Below are 18,010 nucleotides of genomic sequence, written 5' to 3'. Positions count from 1 at the left end.
ATGCAGGTAACCGTCGTCGGCGGCGGCCCCGCCGGCCTCTACGCGAGTACGCTCCTGAAAAAAGAGCGCCCCGACTGGGAGATCACCGTCTACGAACGCGATCCGGCCGACAACACCTACGGCTGGGGCGTCGTCTTCTCCGACGCGACGCTGTCGAATCTCCGGGAAGCGGATACGAAAACCCACGAGCGCATCACCGACGCGTTCGTCCGCTGGGATCCGATCGATATCCACCTCGAGGGCGAGTCGATCCGCTGTGGCGGCCACACCTTCGCCGGCATCATGCGGTCGGAACTGCTCACGATCCTCCAGGAACGCGCAGCGGAAGTCGGCGTCGAACTGCGCCACGGCGACGAGATCGACGAAGGCGACGTCGAGGAACTCGTCGACGAATCCGACCTCCTGATCGGCGCCGACGGGTTGAACAGCACGGTTCGGACCACCTACGAAGCGGCCTTCCGACCGAGCGTCTCGATGGGCGACGCGAAGTTCGCCTGGTTCGGCACCGAGAAGCCGTTCGACGTCTTCACGTTCGTCTTCAGGGAGAACGAACACGGCCTCTGGCGCGTCCACGCCTACCCCGGTCGGATGAGCACGTTCATCGTCGAGTGCACCGAGGCGACCTGGGAGGCGGCCGGCATGGACGAAAAGAGCGAGGACGAAGCGCTCGCCTACGTCGAAGACCTCTTCGCCGACCACTTAGACGGCCACGAGCTACGGAGTAAGCTCTACGCCTGGCGAAACTTCCCCGTCGTCGAGTGCGGCTCGTGGTCGATGGGCGAGGACGTCGTCCTGCTCGGCGACGCCGCCCACACCGCCCACTTCTCGATCGGATCGGGAACCAAGCTCGCGCTCGAAGACGCCATCTCGCTGCTCGAAGGCGTTCGCGAACACGGCGACGACGTCCGGTCGGCGCTCAACCACTACGAGAAGGAGCGTCGGCCCCGCGTCGAAGGACTGCAGGATGCTGCCGAGCGCAGCCAGCGCTACTTCGAGAACGTCGAACGCTACTGGGACCTGCCGCCCGAACAGTTCGCGTACAACCTGCTGACCCGGAGCGGGCGGATTTCCTACGACAGCCTCAAACTGCGCGACGTCGGATACGCCGACGGCTACGACCGCTGGTTCGAAACGCAGGCGTCCGAGGCGACGACCGAACCGCTGGCCGCCCGCCCGCCGCTACACCAGCCGCTCTCACTTCGTGAGACGACGATCGACAACCGACTCGTCGGTTCGCGGCCGCCGAGTCACGAGGCGACCGACGGTCGGCCCGCCGACGGCTACGTCGACGACCTTCGCGAACGCGCAGAGAGCGGTCCCGGGCTCTTGCTACCCGATCCGATCGCGGTGAACGCGACCGGGCGAATCACGCCCGGCACGCCGGGGCTCTACGACGACGCCCACGAGTCGACCTGGGCCGATCTGGTCGAGACCGTCCACGCCGAGACGGACGCCGCCATCGGCGCGCAGCTGTTTCACGCCGGTCGTCGCGGCGCGACGCGACCGCGCGAGCGCGGACTCGATCGCCCGCTCCCGCCCGACGAGCGCTGGGAGGTGTACGCGCCGTCGGCCACCCCCTACGCCCCTGGCGGTCCCGAACCGACCGCGATGGACGACTCCGACTGTGAGCGCGTTCGCGACGCGTTCGTCCGGGCGACCGAACGCGCCGACGCGGCCGGGTTCGACTACCTCCAGCTCCACGCCGGCCACGGCTACCTCCTCTCGTCGTTCCTCTCGCCGCTGACGAACGACCGCGACGACGAGTACGGCGGGTCGCTCGAAAATCGGATGCGATATCCGCTCTCGGTCTTCGACGCCGTTCGAGATGTCTGGCCGGACGAAAAGCCCCTCGGCGTTTGTCTCCAGGCGACCGACTGGAACCTCCAGGGGCTGAAGACTCGCGAGTCGCTGCAAGTCGCCCGCGAACTCGCCGACCGCGAGTGCGATCTACTCTCGATCGTCGCCGGGCAAGCGACCGTCCGCGAGCGCCCGCGCTACGATCCGACGGTACTCACCGACTTCACCGAGACCTACCGGAACGAGAGCGGGTTGCCGGCGCTCTCGACGAGTTACGTCACGACCTACGACGACGTGAACACGCTCGTCGGCTCCGGACGCGCTGACCTCTGTACGTTCAACGGGTGACATCGTTCGACGGATACCGATGTGCCCTCCCGGAGCCCGAAAACAGCGTCGATGGGAAACCGGCCTCCGCCCGTCGATGGCTCGGTGAGTGGGCGTCACTCGCTGTGAGTTGACGGCGCTCGATCGACACCCGGATCCGTTGTGATCGGTCAACTAGCGGTGTAATTGACCCGCGATACTATCTGTTAGAATATATAATTCATTTATAACAGACGGTTGATCTTGGTACCGTATGACGTACGTCATCGGTGTTGATACCGGAGGGACATTTACCGACACCGTACTAATCGGAGACGACGGGAGTCGGGAGACGGGAAAGTCGGAAACGACGCCCGACGATCCAACGACGGGTGTGCTCAATTCGCTTCGAAACGGCGCCGACGAGGTCGGAATCGACCTCGAGACGTTGCTGTCTCGAACGTCCGTCCTCTTTCACGGAACGACGCTGACGACGAATACCGTCCTCGAGGCAAGCGGAGCGGACGTCGGGCTGATCACGACGAGCGGCCACGCTGACGCGCTCGCGATCGGTCGGACGAAGACCCGGACGGAGGGACTAACACGATCGGAGCAACAACATTACGCGAGTCAGTCGAAGCCGGATCCGCTCGTACCGCCACGACTGATCCGCCAGATCGACGAGCGAATAGACTACAAGGGCGAGGCGATCGTCGAACTCGACGAAGACGGCGTCCGAACCGCGATCGAGGAACTGGCTCCCGCGGTCGATACACTCGCAGTCAGTTTGCTCTGGAGTTTCGAAAATCCGGATCACGAGCGACGAGTCCGAGAGATAGCGGCCGACGTCGCTCCCGAGTGTCCGTGTTTTTGCTCTCACGAAGTCGCCCCAAAACTCGGCGAGTACGAGCGAACGGCGACGACGGTCGTCAACGCGGCGACGGCGCCGGTTCTCGAAACGTATATCGAATCCCTGGCATCCGAGTTGACCGAGCGGGGCCTCGACGCACCGTTTTACGTGATGAAGAGCACGGGCGGTGCGATGGATCCCGAATCTATCTCGTCGGAGGCGGTTTCGACCATCATGTCCGGACCGACGGGCGGGATACTCGGCTCCCAATTCGTCGGTCGGGAGATGGGCGAGCCGAATTTGATCTGTACGGACGTCGGCGGCACGAGTTTCGACGTCGGACTCATCATCGACGGGGACGTACAGACACGGCCGACGCTGTCGGTCAATAGTCAGACGCTCTATCAGCTCTCGGTCGACATCGAATCGATCGGGAGCGGCGGCGGGTCGATCGCGTGGATCGACGACGGTGGCGCGCTCCGGGTGGGGCCAAAGAGCGCGGGCGCCGATCCCGGACCCGCGTGCTACGGTCTCGGCGGTACCGAGCCAACCGTCACGGACGCCGACCTCGTGCTGGGGTACCTCGATCCGGAGTACTTCCTCGGCGGTCGTCGAGAGATGGACGTCGAAGCAGCCCACAGTGCGGTTCGATCCGTCGCGGATCCGCTCGATATGACCGTCGAGCAGGCGGCGGCCGGCATCTTCGAGATCGTCAACGGAGCGATGGCCGATCTACTTCGACAGGTGACCGTCGAACGTGGGCACGACCCTCGAGAGTTTTCGCTGCTCTCATACGGCGGCGCCGGCCCGGTCCACGCGTCGTTTTACGGGTCAGACCTCGGCGTCAAGTCGGTCGTCGTCCCGCTCGGAGACACCGCATCGGTGTTCTCGGCGTTCGGCATCGCGACGGCCGACGTCAACTACGTCGCCGAGCGATCGAACCCCGACTTCGAACCGTTCGATCCGGCCGCCGTGACGCGGGTCTACGACGGGCTCGCGGCCGACGTCCGCGAGACGCTCGTCGACCGAGGATTCGACGGCGACGCCGTCTCGTTTGCCCGCGAGGCCGAGATCAGGTACAAAGGCCAGGTCCACCAGCTCTCAGTCGGCGTCCCCGGTGGCGACCTGACCGACGCCGACGTCGAGGCGACGATCGACCGCTGGGAATCGAAGTACGAGAGTCTCTACGGGGAAGGCTCAACGTACGCGCCCGTCCCGGCGGAGCTCGTCAACCAGCGGGTAACCGGCAGCGTACGGACGAGCAACCCGTCACTCGGCGGGTCGACGACTCGATCGGGCGACGCGCAGATCGACCACCGGGAGGTCTACTGGCCCGGACCGGGGGCCCGGCATTCCACCGCGGTCTACGACGGCGAGCGCCTCGCACCCGGCGACGAGTTCGACGGGCCGGCGGTGGTTCAGCTCCCCGATACGACGGTGACGATTCGGCCCCATCAGCACGCCACCGTCGACGAGTACCGCAGTATTCACATCACGGAGGGAGAACGATGACCCAGATACCCGGCCACGAACCCTACACAGCAGTAACCGAACTCGACGAATCGGCCATCAGCGGCGTCGCCTTTCACGAACCGAGCGACGAATTCGAACTCGACCAGGTGACGTTCGAAGTGTTGCGAAATCGACTCCAGCAGATCAATGAAGAGCAGGGGACGACGCTAAAGCAGGTCAGCGGCTCGCCGATCGTCACTGACGCCTACGACTTTAACGTCACCATCGGTGACGAACGAGGGAACACGGTGAGCCTCGGTCCGTACGTGATGTATCACGCGAGCGTAACCGACCTCATCATCAAGTGGATCTTAGAACGGCGATCGGATAACCCCGGGATCGAGCCGGGCGATATGTACATCTGTAACGACCCCTGGATCGGAGCCGTTCACCAGAACGACGCGGTAGTGCTCGCTCCCGTCTTCTACGAGGACGAGTTGTTCTCCTGGGTGAGTTCGACGGTTCACCAGGTCGACGTCGGCGGAAACGAAATCGGTAGTTTCGCGATCGAAGACGACGACGCGTTCGCCGAGGCCGAACCGGTCCCGCCGACGAAACTCGTCGAAGACGGCAGTCTCAGGGCCGACGTGGAGGATATCTTCCTACGAAAGTCTCGCGCCCCGGCGATGGTCGGAATGGATCTGCGCGCACAGATCGCGGGCAACAACGTCGCGATCGATCGAATCCACAACCTCATCGACGACTACGGCCCAGAGACGGTCAAGGCCGTTCTGAAGGAGACGATGGATTACGCGGAGACGAGCCTTCGAAATCGGCTTCGGGAACTCCCGGACGGAGTCTGGCGCCACGTCGACTACCAGGAAGTCGCCACCGCCGACGACCGGGGCGTCTACCGGACCGAACTCGCACTCGAAAAAGACGACGATACCCTCCGGTTTCACGTCGACGGGGACGGCGCGACGGGCATGATCAACACGACCTACGCCGGGATGCGCGGGGGCCTCGTCGCGCCCGTGTTGCCAATGGTCTGTCACGACATCCCCTGGGCGCTTGGTGGCATCTATCGGGCGATCGAATTCGAGGCAGAATCGAACCTCGTCGTCAACGCGGAGTTCCCGGCGGGAACCGGAATGGCGGCGATTGCCGGCACCTGGCACACGGTCAACCTCTCGAATCAGTGCGTCGCGAAGATGCTCGCGTCGAGCGAAGAGTACAGCGACGACCTCGTCGCCGGGTCGTCGGGCTCCTGGGTGACGATGAACGCGATGGGAATCGACCAGCGTGGAGACCAGTTCGTCACGCAGTTTATGGATCCCATGGCGGGCGGGTGGGGCGCCCGCTCGCACGCGGACGGCATCAACACGGCGGGCATCTTCGCCGCCCCCGGAGGAATTACGGCGAACGTGGAATCGAACGAACTCGCGTTTCCCATGCTGTACATGTTCCGCAAGGAGGTTCCCGACTCGGGCGGAGCCGGCGAGTACCGCGGCGGCCTCACGGCGAGCATGTGCTGGCTCCCCCACGGTACCGACGCGCCCATCCAGCACGTTATTTCGGCATTCGGCGCCGCCGCCCCGACCAGCCACGGCGTCAGCGGCGGCCACCCCTCGAACGCCGTCCGGTACGAACTCGTTCGCGACTCGAACGCGAGAGAGATACTCGAATCGGGCGAGATTCCGGCCGACGTAGACGAGATCGACGGAGATTCGGACGTCGTCCCGCCGAAGGCGAAGTTCGTACAGGAGGCAGATGACGTCTACTACAGCATCTGGCAGGGTGGCGGCGGATACGGCGATCCGCTCGACCGAGATCCCGAACGCGTCGCCGCAGACGTCCGCGCCGGGGCCGTCAGCGCGGACGCGGCCGAGCGGACCTACGGCGTCGTCGTCACGGACGGCGAGGTGGACGAAGCGGCGACGGCGGAGCTGAGAGAAGAGATCCGCACAACACGGTTGTCTGCGGAACCGTGGGGTGGTTCCGATGCGTAATCGACGCGTCGATACCCACCTCGAGATCGACACCGATCAGGGCGTCGTCCGGTGTCGCAAGTGCCGGCAAGTGCTGTGCGACGCCGACGAGAACTACAAGTACCACCTCCTGTGCGATCGATCACCGCTGCAGGAAGCGGGACCGCTCGTCAACGACCCGTCGCTGTACGTCGACGATGACTTCGAGTTCCGCCGGTACTACTGTCCGAACTGCGCGGTGCAGGTAGAAACCGAGGTCATCCTCGCGGACCTGCCTCCGATACACGATAAAGAAGTGTACGCCGACTCGAACGCGGCCAGTGAGCAGTAGAGCCGAGCCACGAGGACCACCACGCAGAGATACTCTGAAAGCGGATCGGAAGTGACCGTTCGAACGATTGGATCCGTCGACTCGAACTGCGGCTATCGGTTCAGCGTGTGGATCGCGTGACCGAGCGCGTTCTCGGCGGCCTCCATCACCGACTCCGAGAGCGTCGGGTGGGCGTGGATCGTGCCGGCGACGTCTTCTAGCGTGGCGCCGAGTTCGACCGCGAGGCCGAGTTCGCCGAGCAGCTCGGAGGCTTCGGGGCCGACGACCGAGGCGCCGAGGACGAACTCGCTCTCCTCGTCGGCGACGATCTTCACGAAGCCGTCGGCGTGACCGGTCGTCAGCGCGCGACCGCTCGCGCGGAACGGGAATTTACCGACGAGCGGGGAGAAGCCAGCCTCCTCGGCTTCGTCCTCGCTCATGCCGACCGTGGCGATCTCGGGGTCGGTGAAGACGACGGCGGGCATCGCCTGGTAGTCGATCGCCGAGGGCTCGCCGGCGATCACCTCGGCGGCGACCTGGCCCTCGTAGCTGCCCTTGTGTGCGAGCATCGGCTCGCCGGCGACGTCGCCGACGGCGAAGACGTGCTCGACGTTGCTTCGCGCGCGGTCGTCCGTCTGGATAAACCCGCGGTCGTCGGTCTCGACGCCCGCCTCCTCCAGGTCGAGCGACTCCGTCACCGGCTGGCGGCCGACGGCGATCAACACCTTCTCGGTGTCGAGTTCGATCGATTCGGCCTCGACCGCCTCGCTTCCCCCGTCGCTCGCGACCGCTTCGGCCGGCTCGGCGACGACGCGGATCCCGTCGCCGATATCCTTCCACTCGGAGGCGGCGTAGCCGAAGTGGAAGTCGATCCCGAGTTCCTCGGCGCGTTGTTTCACCGGGCGCGTGAGATCGTCGTCGTAGCCCGGCAAGACGTCGTCTAGCATCTCGACGACCGTGACGTCCGTGCCGAGTTTCGCGAAGACGCTCGCGAGTTCCATGCCGATGTAGCCGGCGCCGACGAGCACCAGCGAGTCGGGGACGTTCTCGAGCGAGAGCGCCTGGCGAGAGCTCAAGACGGGGTCGTCGGCGAAGTCGAAGCCCGGGATCTGGATCGGGCGCGACCCCGTCGCGACGATGGCGTGCTCGAACGAGACCGATTCGGAGCCCTGGCCCTCGCCGTCGTGCGAGATCCGGACCGTGTTCTCGTCGGCGAACGTCGCCGTCCCCTCCATCAGCGAGACGCCGTTTGCCTTACAGAGCTTCTCGACGCCGCCGGTGAGCTGAGAGACCACCTCGTCCTTCCAGCCGACCATCCCGGCGAGGTCGATCGCCGGCTCGGCGTGGATCCCCATCTCTTCTGCGTTTTTCGCCTCGTGGGCCACGTTCGTGGCCGTGATCATCGCCTTCGAGGGGATGCAACCGTAGTTCAGACAGGTCCCGCCGTAGGCGTCCTTCTCGACGAGCGTTACGTCGAGGTCTAGCTGTCCCGCCCGGATGGCGGCGACGTAGCCCGCGGGGCCCGCACCGATCACTAACACGTCCGTTCCGGTGGTAACGTCTCCGACGACCATAGCTACGTACACAAACCCAGTCGAGCTATAAAAACTGGCAGGTATCGAGTCGAGCCGTGTGGCCGCTGTTTTGGCCCATTCCGAAACGATCGTCCACTAATCGACCACAATTGGCTCCGAAATCCAACGAATACCGACCCTCACAATGTGTATCACGGACCACGAGGAGTGCGACGATGGGCGGGCGAATCGGATTCCGCTCTCAGAGTACCCGCTCGACCTCGTAGCCCCGCGCTTCGATCTCCTCGATGACCGATCTGGCGTGTTCGGAGCCGCTGGTGACGACCTGAAAGACGAGGTAGGCCTCGCCGACCTGTAAGTCGCCGACGGCACGGTCGTGGCGAACGGTGCGGATGTTCGCGCCGTGGTCCGAGATGACCTCGGAGATGTCGGACATCTTCCCGGGTTGGTCGGTGATGCGCACGCGCAGGCGGAGTAACTGCTCGCGGTCGGTCAGCGCGTGATCGAGGACGACCTGGAGCATCGAGATGTCGATGTTTCCCCCGCCGAGGACAGGAACCACCGTCTCGCCGGCGACGTCGAGATCGTCAGACAGAATCGCGGCGACCGAGGCCGCCCCGGCACCCTCGACGAGCTGTTTCGCTCGCTCTAAGAGGATCAACGTGGCGTTGGCGATCTCGTCGTCCGAGACGGTGACGACCTCGTCGACGTGGTCTTCGATGAGCCCGAGCGTGAGTTCGGAGATGCCGCCGGTCGCGATGCCGTCGGCGATCGTCTTCGCGTCGTCGATCGACTGGGGAATGCCCTTATCGAGGCTATCCGGTACCGTCGCCGCCGAGGCGGCCTGGACGCCGACCACCCGGACGTCCGGGTCGAGTTCCGACAGCGCCAGGCTGATGCCGCCGATGAGACCCCCACCGCCGATGGGAACGACGACGGTATCGACCGCGGGAAGCGCCTCGTGGATCTCGATGCCGATGGTGCCCTGGCCGGCGACGATCGCCGGGTCGTCGTAGGCGTGGACGAACGTCACGTCGTCGCCGTCGGCAAGCGTTTTCGCGTGGGCCATCGCCGCCTGGAAGTCCTTCCCATAGAGTTCGACGTCGCCGCCGTAGCTGCGCGTCGCGTCGACCTTCGCCTGGGGAGCGTGTCTCGGCATCACGATCGTCGAGTCGAGACCCACCGTCGTCGCCGCGAGCGCGACGCCCTGGGCGTGGTTGCCCGCACTCGCGGCGACGACGCGCGAGACGTCGCCGCGTTCGGCCACCTGCAACAGCTTGTTGTACGCCCCGCGCGTCTTGAACGAGCCCGTCCGCTGGAGGTGTTCCATCTTCAGGTAGACCGTCGCGTCGGTCATCCCCGAGAGCGACCGATTCGACTCCAGTTGCGTCTCCCTGACGACCGACTCGTCGTCGAATCGCTCACGCGCCGCGCGGACGTCCGCGAACTCGACCTCTCCCATGCCTACCGACTTCGAAGGCGGGTATAAACCCTCCTTCGGTTTCGAGGCGTGGTGAATCCGACGAGAATAGAAGCGACCGCGGGTTACTCTAGCAACAGCAGTTCCGGATCCTCGAGGTACGTCATGACCTCGTTCGTGAAGCGAGCGGCGACCGCCCCGTCGATGAGCCGGTGATCGATCGACAGCGAGAGCGTCATCACCGAGCGAGGTTCGATCGACTCCTCGCCGGTCTCGGGATCTTCGACGACGCGGGGCTTTCGCTTGATCTCGCCGACGGCGAGAATGCCCGACTCTGGGTAGTTCAAGATGGGCGTGGCGTACTCGCCGCCGATGCCGCCGATGTTCGTGATCGTAAAGGTCGAGCCGCGAAGCTCGTCGGGCGAAATCGAGCGCTCTCGCGCCTTCGTGACGAGTTCGTTCATCTCCGAAGAGAGCTGGAGCATGCCCTTTCGGTCCGCGTCGTCGACGACCGGGACCATCAGGCCGACGTCGGTCGCCGCGGCCACGCCGATGTTGTAGTAATTTCGGTAGACGATCTCGTCGTTGTCCAGGTCGATGACGGCGTTCATCTCCGGGAATTCCTCCAGGGCGGCGACGACCGCCTTCATGATGAACGGCATGAAGGTGAGTCGGATGCCCTGCTCCTCGGCGATCGGCTTCAAGCGCTCTCTAGTCTCGACGAGTTTCGTCACGTCCACCTCGTCGTGGTGGGTGACGTGTGGCGCGGTGAACTTCGATTCGACCATCGCGTCCGCGATCGTCTTGCGCACGCCGCGGAAGTCCTCGCGACGCTCGCGCGGACCGGTCTCGCCGGACGCGACGGCGGCCGCGTCGGCCTCCTGGGCCTGACGCTGGGCCTCGGCGTACTCAGTCACCGCTTCGGGCGTGACGAACGCCTGGCCGTCGCGCTCCTCGTCGGTCGGAACGGCGTTCAGATCGACGCCCTCCTCCTCGGCGAGCTTGCGGGTCGCCGGCGCGGCGAGCGTTCGCTCGCGGTCGGCCGATTCGACCTGGGCGGCCGTCCCGCCACGAGCCGCGGCCGACTGAGTGGCCTCCGCGGCCGTTTCGCGTCCCGCCGCGGTTTCGGCAGGCTCCGACGGTTCCTCCGTTTCCGGTTCGACCGTCTCGTCGTCGCCCTCGTCGGCCGCGGCGCGGACGTCACCCTCCGTGAGGCGTCCGCTCGGACCGGTTCCCTCGACCGTCGACAGGTCGACGCCGAGTTCGCGCGCCAGCCGACGAACCGACGGCGGGGCGAAGACGCGCCCCGACGGCGTCTCGGCCTCGCCGGTCTCGTCGGCGCCCGTGGCGCCGGGGTCGCCGGCGGTGTCAGCCGCCGGCTCGCCACCGGCCTCGCCCTCGCTCGCGGTTTCACCGCTCGCACCTTCCGAGGGGCTAGGCGCCTCGCCTTCGACGTTGTACGTGATGAACAGGTCGCCGACGGGGACGACGTCGCCTTCCGCCCAGTGCAGTTCCCTGACGGTGCCGTCGGTCGGCGAGGGCACCTCGACGAGCGCCTTGTCAGTCTCGACCTCCGCGACGGGCATGTCCTCGGTCACGGCGTCGCCTGGTTCGACGAGCCAGGAGACCAGTTCGCCCTCCGCGACGCCTTCCCCGACGTCAGGCAGCGTGAATTCGAGCGTCATGATTAGAACTCCACCGCGTTTGTGATACCGTCGACGATTCGTTCCGCCTCGGGCAGGTAGTAGTCTTCGAGCGCGTAGAGCGGGAACGGCGTGTCGAAACCGGTGATTCGCTCGACCGGCGCCTCCTGGTAGACGAGCGCTTCCTCCTGAAGCGTCGTCGTGATCTCGGCGGCGAGTCCGCCGGTTTTGGGCGCCTCGTGGACGACCGCCGCGCGGCCGGTCTTCTTGAAGGAGTCGACGATGGTGTCGTAGTCGAGCGGCGAGAGCGTCCGCAGGTCGACGACCTCGACGTCGATCTCGCCGTCGAGCGTCTCGGCGGCTTCGAGCGTCGGCCGAGTCATCGCACCCCAGGTGTAGACCGAGATGTCCTCGCCCTCGCGGCGGACCGCGGCTTTACCGAGCGGGACCTCGTAGGATTCGGTCGGAACCTCCTCGCGGAACGCGCGGTAGATCAGCTTGGGTTCGAGAAAGAGGACCGGATCCTGGCTGCGGATCGCGCTGGTCAGCAGCCCCTTGGTGTCGTACGGCGTCGAGGGAACGACGACGTTGAGCCCCGGCTGGTGGGCGAACATCGCCTCCGAGGATTCGGAGTGGTGCTCGGGGGCGCGGATGCCGCCGCCGTAGGGGGCGCGGACGACGAGCGGACACTCGAAACGGCCGCGCGAGCGGGTGCGCAGTCGGGCCGCGTGCGAGACGATCTGGTCGAACGCGGGATAGATGAAGCCGAGAAACTGCATCTCGGCGACAGGGCGCATGCCGTAGGAGGCCATGCCGATGGCCGTGCCGACGATGCCCGACTCGGCCAGCGGCGTGTCGATAACGCGGTCCTCGCCGAACTCCTCGTAGAGTCCGTCGGTGGCGCGGAACACGCCGCCGTTCTTGCCGACGTCTTCGCCCATGACGAGCACGTCGTCGTCGCGGGCCATCTCGGTCGCCAGCCCGTCCTGGACCGCCTGGACGAGCGTCAAGTTCTCCGTCTCTGCGTCGTCTGCCGGTCGTGATTGTTGTTCGGCTGCCATGGTCAGTCCTCCAGGAGCGCTTCGTCGCCGTGGCGTTCGCGAAGCGTTTCGAGCCACTCTAGCTGTTCTTCGAGTCGACGGGGCATGCCGTCGTAGACGTGTGAGAAGATCTCGGCCGGGTCGGCGGCCTCGAACTCCTCGGCTGCAGCGATGGCGTCGGCGACCTCGTCTTCGATGTGCGATTCGATCGCGTCGACGCGCTCGTCGTCGAGCATGCCGTACTCGCGCAGGAAGGTCTCCATGCGCGGGATCGGGTCCTTCTGCTTCCAGCGCTCGACTTCCTCCTCGTCGCGGTAGACCGACGGGTCGTCGGCGGTGGTGTGAGCCCCGAAGCGGTACTGGACGGCCTCGATCAGCGTCGGTCGAAGCTCGCCCTCGCCCGGGTTCTTCGCCTTCTCGACGGCGTCGCGGGTCACCTTGTAGACGGCCAGTGGGTCCATGCCGTCGACCTGAACGCCCTCGAATCCGTAGGCGGTCGCCTTCTGGGCGATCGTCTGGCTCGCGGTCTGTCGCTCGCGCGGCACCGAGATCGCCCACTGGTTGTTGTTACAGAAGAAGATCGCCGGGGCGTCGAAGACGCCGGCGAAGTTCAGCCCTTCGTGGAAGTCGCCCTCCGAGGTGGCGCCGTCGCCGAAGTAACAGAGGAAGGCCTTCTCTTCGCCCTTGAGCCGGGAGGCCCAGGCGGCGCCCGCGGCGTGGGGGATCTGAGTCGCGATCGGCACGGCGACCGTAAAGAGGTTGACGTCCTCCGGAATGTAGTTGCCGTGCTCGTGGCCCATCCAGTAGAGCAGGGTGCGCTTTAACGAGAGTCCGCGGACCAGCCCGGCGCCGTGCTCGCGGTAGCTGGGGAAGACCCAGTCGTCCTCGGCGAGCGCCGTTGCACTGCCGATCTGGGCGCCCTCCTGTCCCGACAGCGGCGGGTACGTCCCCATCCGCCCCTGGCGCTGGAGGCTGACCGCGCGCTCGTCGAAGTGTCTGACCAGCCGCATCTGTTCGTACATCCCGACGAGGGTATCCTCGTCGAGATCCGGTACCGTCGCGCCCTCTCTGACCCGTCCGGCGTCGTCTAACACCTGAACGCGGTCGTCGGGTTCGTGCTGTAGCGTACTCACGGGTAGACCCACCTTCGCATATCCTCAACGTTGAACGGCTCCCGGTATCAAATTTTCGTATAGAGTTTACTAACGCCGGAATTATTGCGACAGTGTACCACAGGACGGCGCCGTTTCGCGCCGTCGGTGGACGATCGTATTTTTATTCGCCCGAACGTAGATAATCGGCTAATCGTGCTTGATTTTCGATGGGAAACTGGACGTGCGTCGACAGTCGTTCAGTGTCAAATGTCGACATGCGACACGGTTTGGCAGTAGTTGTCGATGAGACTCGGCGGATTCCATTGGAAACCGGCCGTGTAAAAAAGAGACGAAATATGTGGGAAGTTTCCCTCTAGAATGGAAATAATGTGGTGTTAGCTAGAAATAGCGCTCACTGCAGAATAACGGCCCACCAAAATATTAACGCCCCAAAAAGAATGTTTAGAAATCCAAATATGTTCCAAACTATGCCAGGAGTGTAGACAATCATTCTAGCCCCAGATACTATAAAGACCAGTGCGAGAATAATCCCCAGGACTATTGTGAGTACTCCGAGAATTGCATTTTTGACAGCTCTTTCTACAATAGATTGAAACTCTTCAGAACTCATCTGCATTTTTATACTATTTTCCGCACTATCATCCATAGCTACGTTTCAATACCCCGCCGATATCGATAAGACCAACGATTCATGATGGACTGGTAGCATGGATCTATAATATAGATTGAGCCACTTCAATATTGGAGAAGTGAAGTTAGTTACTCCGGATTAAGTTCTTCTCGAGTGAGTGCCCCCGTTCCGTTCCAATTACCGGCCGTTCTCGTGTACATCCGATCGGTAGCTATGCAGGTCCAACCCCCTCCAACTGAGGTGACAGTGCACCGATCAAATACGCCAGTGCTGTCCGATATGAAGAAGTTGCCGCCTGCTCTGGGAGCAGTCACTTGATCTTCATCCCCCTCATACGACCATCTGGCATAATTAAACCATCCACCACTCCCAGTGCAGATGGCGATGAAATTATCCACAGTTTCTCCTGGGATATACTCCCAATCAATTCTATGCGTATACGTGAAAGCGTCATACTCAACATGACCAAAGGGCGGGATTGGAACACGTATGACTGCTTGGACATTCGCTTCGAACTCTGCTTGTCTGTAATCCGTAGAGAGTGATGCGGATGAACCACTGGCTGGAAGTGGTGGAGAGCCAGTTGATGCAGAATTTATTGATAACTCCACCTCAGTTTTCCAGAACTCTTCAAGTGCTTTGAATTGCTCACGGTCAAGTTCATCCAACATTCGCTCCCCTTCATTTCTGAGACGCTTTTTAGCATGCTCAGGGAGTTCAATACCCGGGTCCACACGAGTGCTTTCTCCGGAGATTAGGAGATCTTTTACGTCCGATTTATTTCCATCGTTCCCATCATACGTTCCAACCGTGGAAGACTCATCGATGGCCCGGGATTTTATTTGGTTATCCCTCTCAAACCTACTGACAAGGTATTTTGCCACGTCACCCTCATCAGTTGGATCAAATGAATTGTCAACTTTGATTAGTCCCTTGCTCTGTTGAGCAGCGGATTGACCAGCGGCATAGCACGGGAGTGTACTCGCGGCAATTTACTTCATGACCTTTCTCCGATTTGTGGTTTTGTTCGCCATGTATCCAAGCAATATAGCCAAGGGTTAAAGTAGTTTTCGTAATTATTATACTTAATAATTTTATATTTCTAAATAGTTAAGAAGAAAGTATTGGTGACTGATGGTTAGTGAGGGAATGTCGGCTTAAACCAAAGATAGGGTCTGGATTAGTTTTGTTTCTTAGATGGACCTATGCCTAATCATGCCACTACAGTTTGCGTTGCCGCAATCATAATTCACAAACACCCCAGAACTTTCCGTGACCGGTACAGGTGCAAAATGGAAGAGGATTACTGACCGAGTTACAAGGCACGTGCTTCCGCCCTGGCCTCCTCGACCGACTTGCCGTCGCGCAAGATCGCGTCGACGAACAGCTCGCCGGCTTTGTACGACGAGCGCACCATCGGCCCGCTCGCACAGTACAGAAAGCCGAGTTCCGCTTCGGCCACTCGCCGCCAGGTCTCGTACTTGTCCGGATGGTCGTACCGTGTAACGTCGAGGTGGCTGCGCGAGGGCTGGAGGTACTGACCGAGGGTTACAACGTCGACGCCGCGTTCGCGACAGTCGGCCAGCGTCTGGTAGACCTCGTGGTCGTACTCGCCGTGGCCGAGCATGATCGACGTCTTGGTGTAAATGTCTGACTCCCGGTCGACCTGCTCTAGGACGCCGAGGCTCTGCTCGTAGCCCGCCCGGCGGTCCCGGACGGGAAACTGCAGACGCTCGACGGTCTCGACGTTGTGGGCGATGACGTCCGGGTCGGCGTCGATGATCTTCCGGACGAGATCGGGCTCTCCCTGGAAGTCCGGGATCAACACCTCGACGAGGATTCCCGGATGGCGCGCTTTGATCTCGCGGATCGTCTCGGCGAAGTGGCCGGCACCCTGGTCGGGAAGGTCGTCGCGGTCGACCGAGGTCAACACGACGTAATCCAGCCCGATCTCGGCGATCGCGCTCGCCACGTTCGCCGGCTCGTCCGGATCGAGCGCCTCCATCCCGCCGGTCTGGACGTCACAGAAGTTGCACGCGCGCGAACACTTGTCTCCCATCAGCATGAACGTCGCTGTTCCGCCGTCGCTGGAACCTGTGGCGTCCCCGCCCGACCAACATTCTCCGAGATTCGGACAATTTGCCTCTTCGCAGACGGTGTGGAGGTCGTGCTCGCGCAGCGTCTCGCGGATTCCCGCGAACTCCCGACCCGAAGGCGGTCGCATCTTCAGCCAGTCGGGTTTCCGGGCGCGACTCATACGAAGAGCGTCGCGCCCGACCGTGAAAAAGCGTGGTGATCCCGACCGAACTCGCCGTCGTCGATCCGCCGATCGGTCGGTAACAGGTAATATTTGCCGCCAGGGCGTCGCGGTCCGAATTCTGGTCCGGCGTTCCCTCGACGAAGCGAGTTTCAAGCCAACATAGATGAAAACGCTTATGATTTGTTCCGGCTATTTCCGGGCCAGACCGGATGCTAGACGTCGACCGCGATGACATCACGAACGGACCGATCCTGACGACCCTGCTGGTGCTCGCCACGCCGCTTCTCGTACAGAACGTCGTCCAGGTGATCCAGCAGCTGGTGGATACGCTCTGGCTCGGTCGACACGAAGACAGCGTCGAGGCCATCGCCGCGGTCGGCCTGAACTTTCCGGTGGTGACGCTACTTTCCGTGGCCGTCATCGGAGCGATGGTCGGCACGCAGGTGCTCGTCGCCCAGCGCGTCGGCGCCGAAAACGAACGCGCCGGACGCCGCGCGGCCGTCAACGGGACGCTGCTTGGCATCGGCGTCGGGCTCGCGACCGGTCTCGCGGTGTTCGTCCTGGCCGCAGAGATCATGTCGATCTTCGGCGCGGGCGAACTCACGACCGCGTACGCGGCGGAGTATCTCGCCGTCTACGCCCTGTTCTTGCCGATTCTCGCCGGTAGCGACGTCATCGAAGGGAGCTTCGTCGGCTGGGGAGACGCCCGGGCCGCCCTCTACATCAACCTCCTCGCCGTCTTCGTCAACGTCGTCCTCGATCCGTTCTTGATCTTCGGCTGGGGGCCGTTCCCCGAATTCGGCGTCGCCGGCGCCGCGCTCGCGACCGGCATCGGCTACGGCTGCGGCTTCGTCCTCGGGCTGTCGATGTTCGTCGCCGGCAGAAACGGGTTCGTGCTCACCCGCGACGTCGTGGTCCTAAACCGGAGCGATTGCCGGGAGATCGTCGACATCGGCTGGCCGACGGCCGGCCAGCACGGCGTCAGCCAGCTCGCACGCGTCGTCATGATCTGGATCGTCGCCGCCGTCGGCGGGGCGGTCGCGCTCGCCGCCTACACCATCGGAGCTCGCGTCGCCAGCGTGGCGTTCGTCCCCGCGATGGGGCTGCAAAAGGCCGCCCAGAGCATGGTCGGCCAGAACCTCGGTGCCGGTCGACCCGACCGCGCTCGCCGGACGACCTGGATCGGCGTCGGGGTGGCCGCCGTCGCGTTATCGATCGTCGCCGCGGTTCAGATCGCCCTCCCCGAGACCATCTCCTGGTTCGTCATGCCCGACGCGGACCCGGCCGAGATCGAACTCGCCGCCGAGTACCTCGTCATCGTCGCGATCGGCTACTGGGCGATCGGCGCGACGTACCTCCTCCAGGCCGGATTCAACGGCGCGCGCCGCACCCGAACCAGCATGGTCGCCTCGCTCGCCCAGTACTGGGCGGTCCGCCTGCCGGTCGCGGCGGTGCTCGCGTACCCGCTCGGCTGGGACGTACAGGGCGTCTTCTGGGCGGTGACCATCTCGAACGTCGTCACGGCGATCGGGCTGGGGCTGTACTACTACTACGAGACGAACGACGGGATGAACCAGCGAGCGGTCGCCGCCGCGACGGCGGACTGACGCCGGCCGTCTTGGCGACGGTGCCGGGAATACGCCGCCTAACTATACCGTGTTCG

Annotated in this window: 13 protein-coding genes; 5 read left to right on the top strand and 8 right to left on the bottom strand. The window is 63.6% G+C overall.

Features of this window, described 5'->3' with window-relative positions:
* The 4 genes from NKH31_RS08340 to NKH31_RS08325 all read left to right on the top strand — a co-directional run bounded on the left by NKH31_RS08340 (position 1) and on the right by NKH31_RS08325 (position 6,724).
* Positions 1-2,145: an oxidoreductase gene (locus NKH31_RS08340; RefSeq protein ID WP_254864675.1), complete on the top strand. Its 2,145-nt coding sequence runs from the start codon at positions 1-3 to the stop codon at positions 2,143-2,145.
* A gap of 232 nt (positions 2,146-2,377) precedes the next feature.
* The gene (locus NKH31_RS08335) at positions 2,378-4,465 is read left to right on the top strand and encodes a hydantoinase/oxoprolinase family protein (protein WP_254864674.1); all 2,088 of its coding nucleotides are present in this window, start codon (positions 2,378-2,380) and stop codon (positions 4,463-4,465) included.
* Positions 4,462-6,414, top strand: a complete 1,953-nt coding sequence (locus tag NKH31_RS08330; RefSeq protein WP_254864673.1) for a hydantoinase B/oxoprolinase family protein — start codon at positions 4,462-4,464, stop codon at positions 6,412-6,414. The genes NKH31_RS08335 and NKH31_RS08330 overlap by 4 nt, the downstream gene beginning before the upstream one ends.
* Complete coding sequence (locus NKH31_RS08325; RefSeq protein WP_254864671.1) at positions 6,407-6,724, top strand: acetone carboxylase subunit gamma; 318 nt, start codon at positions 6,407-6,409, stop codon at positions 6,722-6,724. The genes NKH31_RS08330 and NKH31_RS08325 overlap by 8 nt, the downstream gene beginning before the upstream one ends.
* A gap of 92 nt (positions 6,725-6,816) precedes the next feature.
* Here NKH31_RS08325 and lpdA read toward each other — a convergent pair whose 3' ends face one another.
* From lpdA to lipA, 8 genes are all read right to left on the bottom strand, one after another.
* A complete protein-coding gene (gene lpdA / locus NKH31_RS08320) occupies positions 6,817-8,277 on the bottom strand; it encodes a dihydrolipoyl dehydrogenase (RefSeq protein WP_254864670.1) in 1,461 nt (486 codons plus the stop codon).
* Positions 8,278-8,479: 202 nt separating this feature from the next.
* Positions 8,480-9,700 carry a threonine ammonia-lyase gene (ilvA, locus tag NKH31_RS08315; protein ID WP_254864668.1) on the bottom strand — a complete coding sequence of 407 codons (1,221 nt, stop codon included), beginning with the start codon at positions 9,698-9,700 and terminating at the stop codon, positions 8,480-8,482.
* Positions 9,701-9,783: 83 nt separating this feature from the next.
* The gene (locus NKH31_RS08310) at positions 9,784-11,343 is read right to left on the bottom strand and encodes a 2-oxo acid dehydrogenase subunit E2 (RefSeq protein WP_254864667.1); all 1,560 of its coding nucleotides are present in this window, start codon (positions 11,341-11,343) and stop codon (positions 9,784-9,786) included.
* A gap of 2 nt (positions 11,344-11,345) precedes the next feature.
* Positions 11,346-12,362: an alpha-ketoacid dehydrogenase subunit beta gene (locus tag NKH31_RS08305; RefSeq protein ID WP_256547920.1), complete on the bottom strand. Its 1,017-nt coding sequence runs from the start codon at positions 12,360-12,362 to the stop codon at positions 11,346-11,348.
* Positions 12,363-12,364: 2 nt separating this feature from the next.
* Positions 12,365-13,474, bottom strand: coding sequence for a pyruvate dehydrogenase (acetyl-transferring) E1 component subunit alpha (gene pdhA, locus NKH31_RS08300; protein ID WP_254864666.1), 1,110 nt, complete (start codon positions 13,472-13,474; stop codon positions 12,365-12,367).
* 373 nt (positions 13,475-13,847) lie between these two features.
* Entirely contained in the window at positions 13,848-14,102 is a 255-nt protein-coding gene (locus NKH31_RS08295; protein WP_254864665.1) for a hypothetical protein, read from the bottom strand.
* 113 nt (positions 14,103-14,215) lie between these two features.
* Complete coding sequence (locus NKH31_RS08290; protein ID WP_254864664.1) at positions 14,216-14,971, bottom strand: hypothetical protein; 756 nt, start codon at positions 14,969-14,971, stop codon at positions 14,216-14,218.
* A 431-nt stretch (positions 14,972-15,402) separates the two neighbouring features.
* A complete protein-coding gene (gene lipA, locus NKH31_RS08285; RefSeq protein ID WP_254864662.1) occupies positions 15,403-16,344 on the bottom strand; it encodes a lipoyl synthase in 942 nt (313 codons plus the stop codon).
* A gap of 212 nt (positions 16,345-16,556) precedes the next feature.
* Here lipA and NKH31_RS08280 point away from each other — a divergent pair, with 212 nt between their 5' ends.
* A complete protein-coding gene (locus NKH31_RS08280; RefSeq protein ID WP_254864661.1) occupies positions 16,557-17,954 on the top strand; it encodes an MATE family efflux transporter in 1,398 nt (465 codons plus the stop codon).
* The last annotated feature ends 56 nt before the right edge of the window (positions 17,955-18,010 follow it).

It is taken from the genome of Halovivax gelatinilyticus (assembly GCF_024300625.1).
Taxonomy (GTDB): Archaea; Halobacteriota; Halobacteria; order Halobacteriales; family Natrialbaceae; genus Halovivax; species Halovivax gelatinilyticus.
Note: the sequence above shows the minus strand (reverse complement) of the source record. Positions and strands in the feature narration are given on the sequence as shown.

Bases quoted from the DNA above. Each gene is read 5' to 3' on its own strand.
- NKH31_RS08340 (WP_254864675.1), top strand. From the start codon at position 1: ATGCAGGTAACCGTCGTCGGCGGCGGCCCCGCCGGCCTCTACGCGAGT.
- NKH31_RS08335 (WP_254864674.1), top strand. From the start codon at position 2,378: ATGACGTACGTCATCGGTGTTGATACCGGAGGGACATTTACCGACACC.
- NKH31_RS08330 (WP_254864673.1), top strand. From the start codon at position 4,462: ATGACCCAGATACCCGGCCACGAACCCTACACAGCAGTAACCGAACTC.
- NKH31_RS08325 (WP_254864671.1), top strand. From the start codon at position 6,407: ATGCGTAATCGACGCGTCGATACCCACCTCGAGATCGACACCGATCAG.
- lpdA (WP_254864670.1), bottom strand. From the start codon at position 8,277: ATGGTCGTCGGAGACGTTACCACCGGAACGGACGTGTTAGTGATCGGT.
- ilvA (WP_254864668.1), bottom strand. From the start codon at position 9,700: ATGGGAGAGGTCGAGTTCGCGGACGTCCGCGCGGCGCGTGAGCGATTC.
- NKH31_RS08310 (WP_254864667.1), bottom strand. From the start codon at position 11,343: ATGACGCTCGAATTCACGCTGCCTGACGTCGGGGAAGGCGTCGCGGAG.
- NKH31_RS08305 (WP_256547920.1), bottom strand. From the start codon at position 12,362: ATGGCAGCCGAACAACAATCACGACCGGCAGACGACGCAGAGACGGAG.
- NKH31_RS08295 (WP_254864665.1), bottom strand. From the start codon at position 14,102: ATGGATGATAGTGCGGAAAATAGTATAAAAATGCAGATGAGTTCTGAA.
- lipA (WP_254864662.1), bottom strand. From the start codon at position 16,344: ATGAGTCGCGCCCGGAAACCCGACTGGCTGAAGATGCGACCGCCTTCG.
- NKH31_RS08280 (WP_254864661.1), top strand. From the start codon at position 16,557: ATGCTAGACGTCGACCGCGATGACATCACGAACGGACCGATCCTGACG.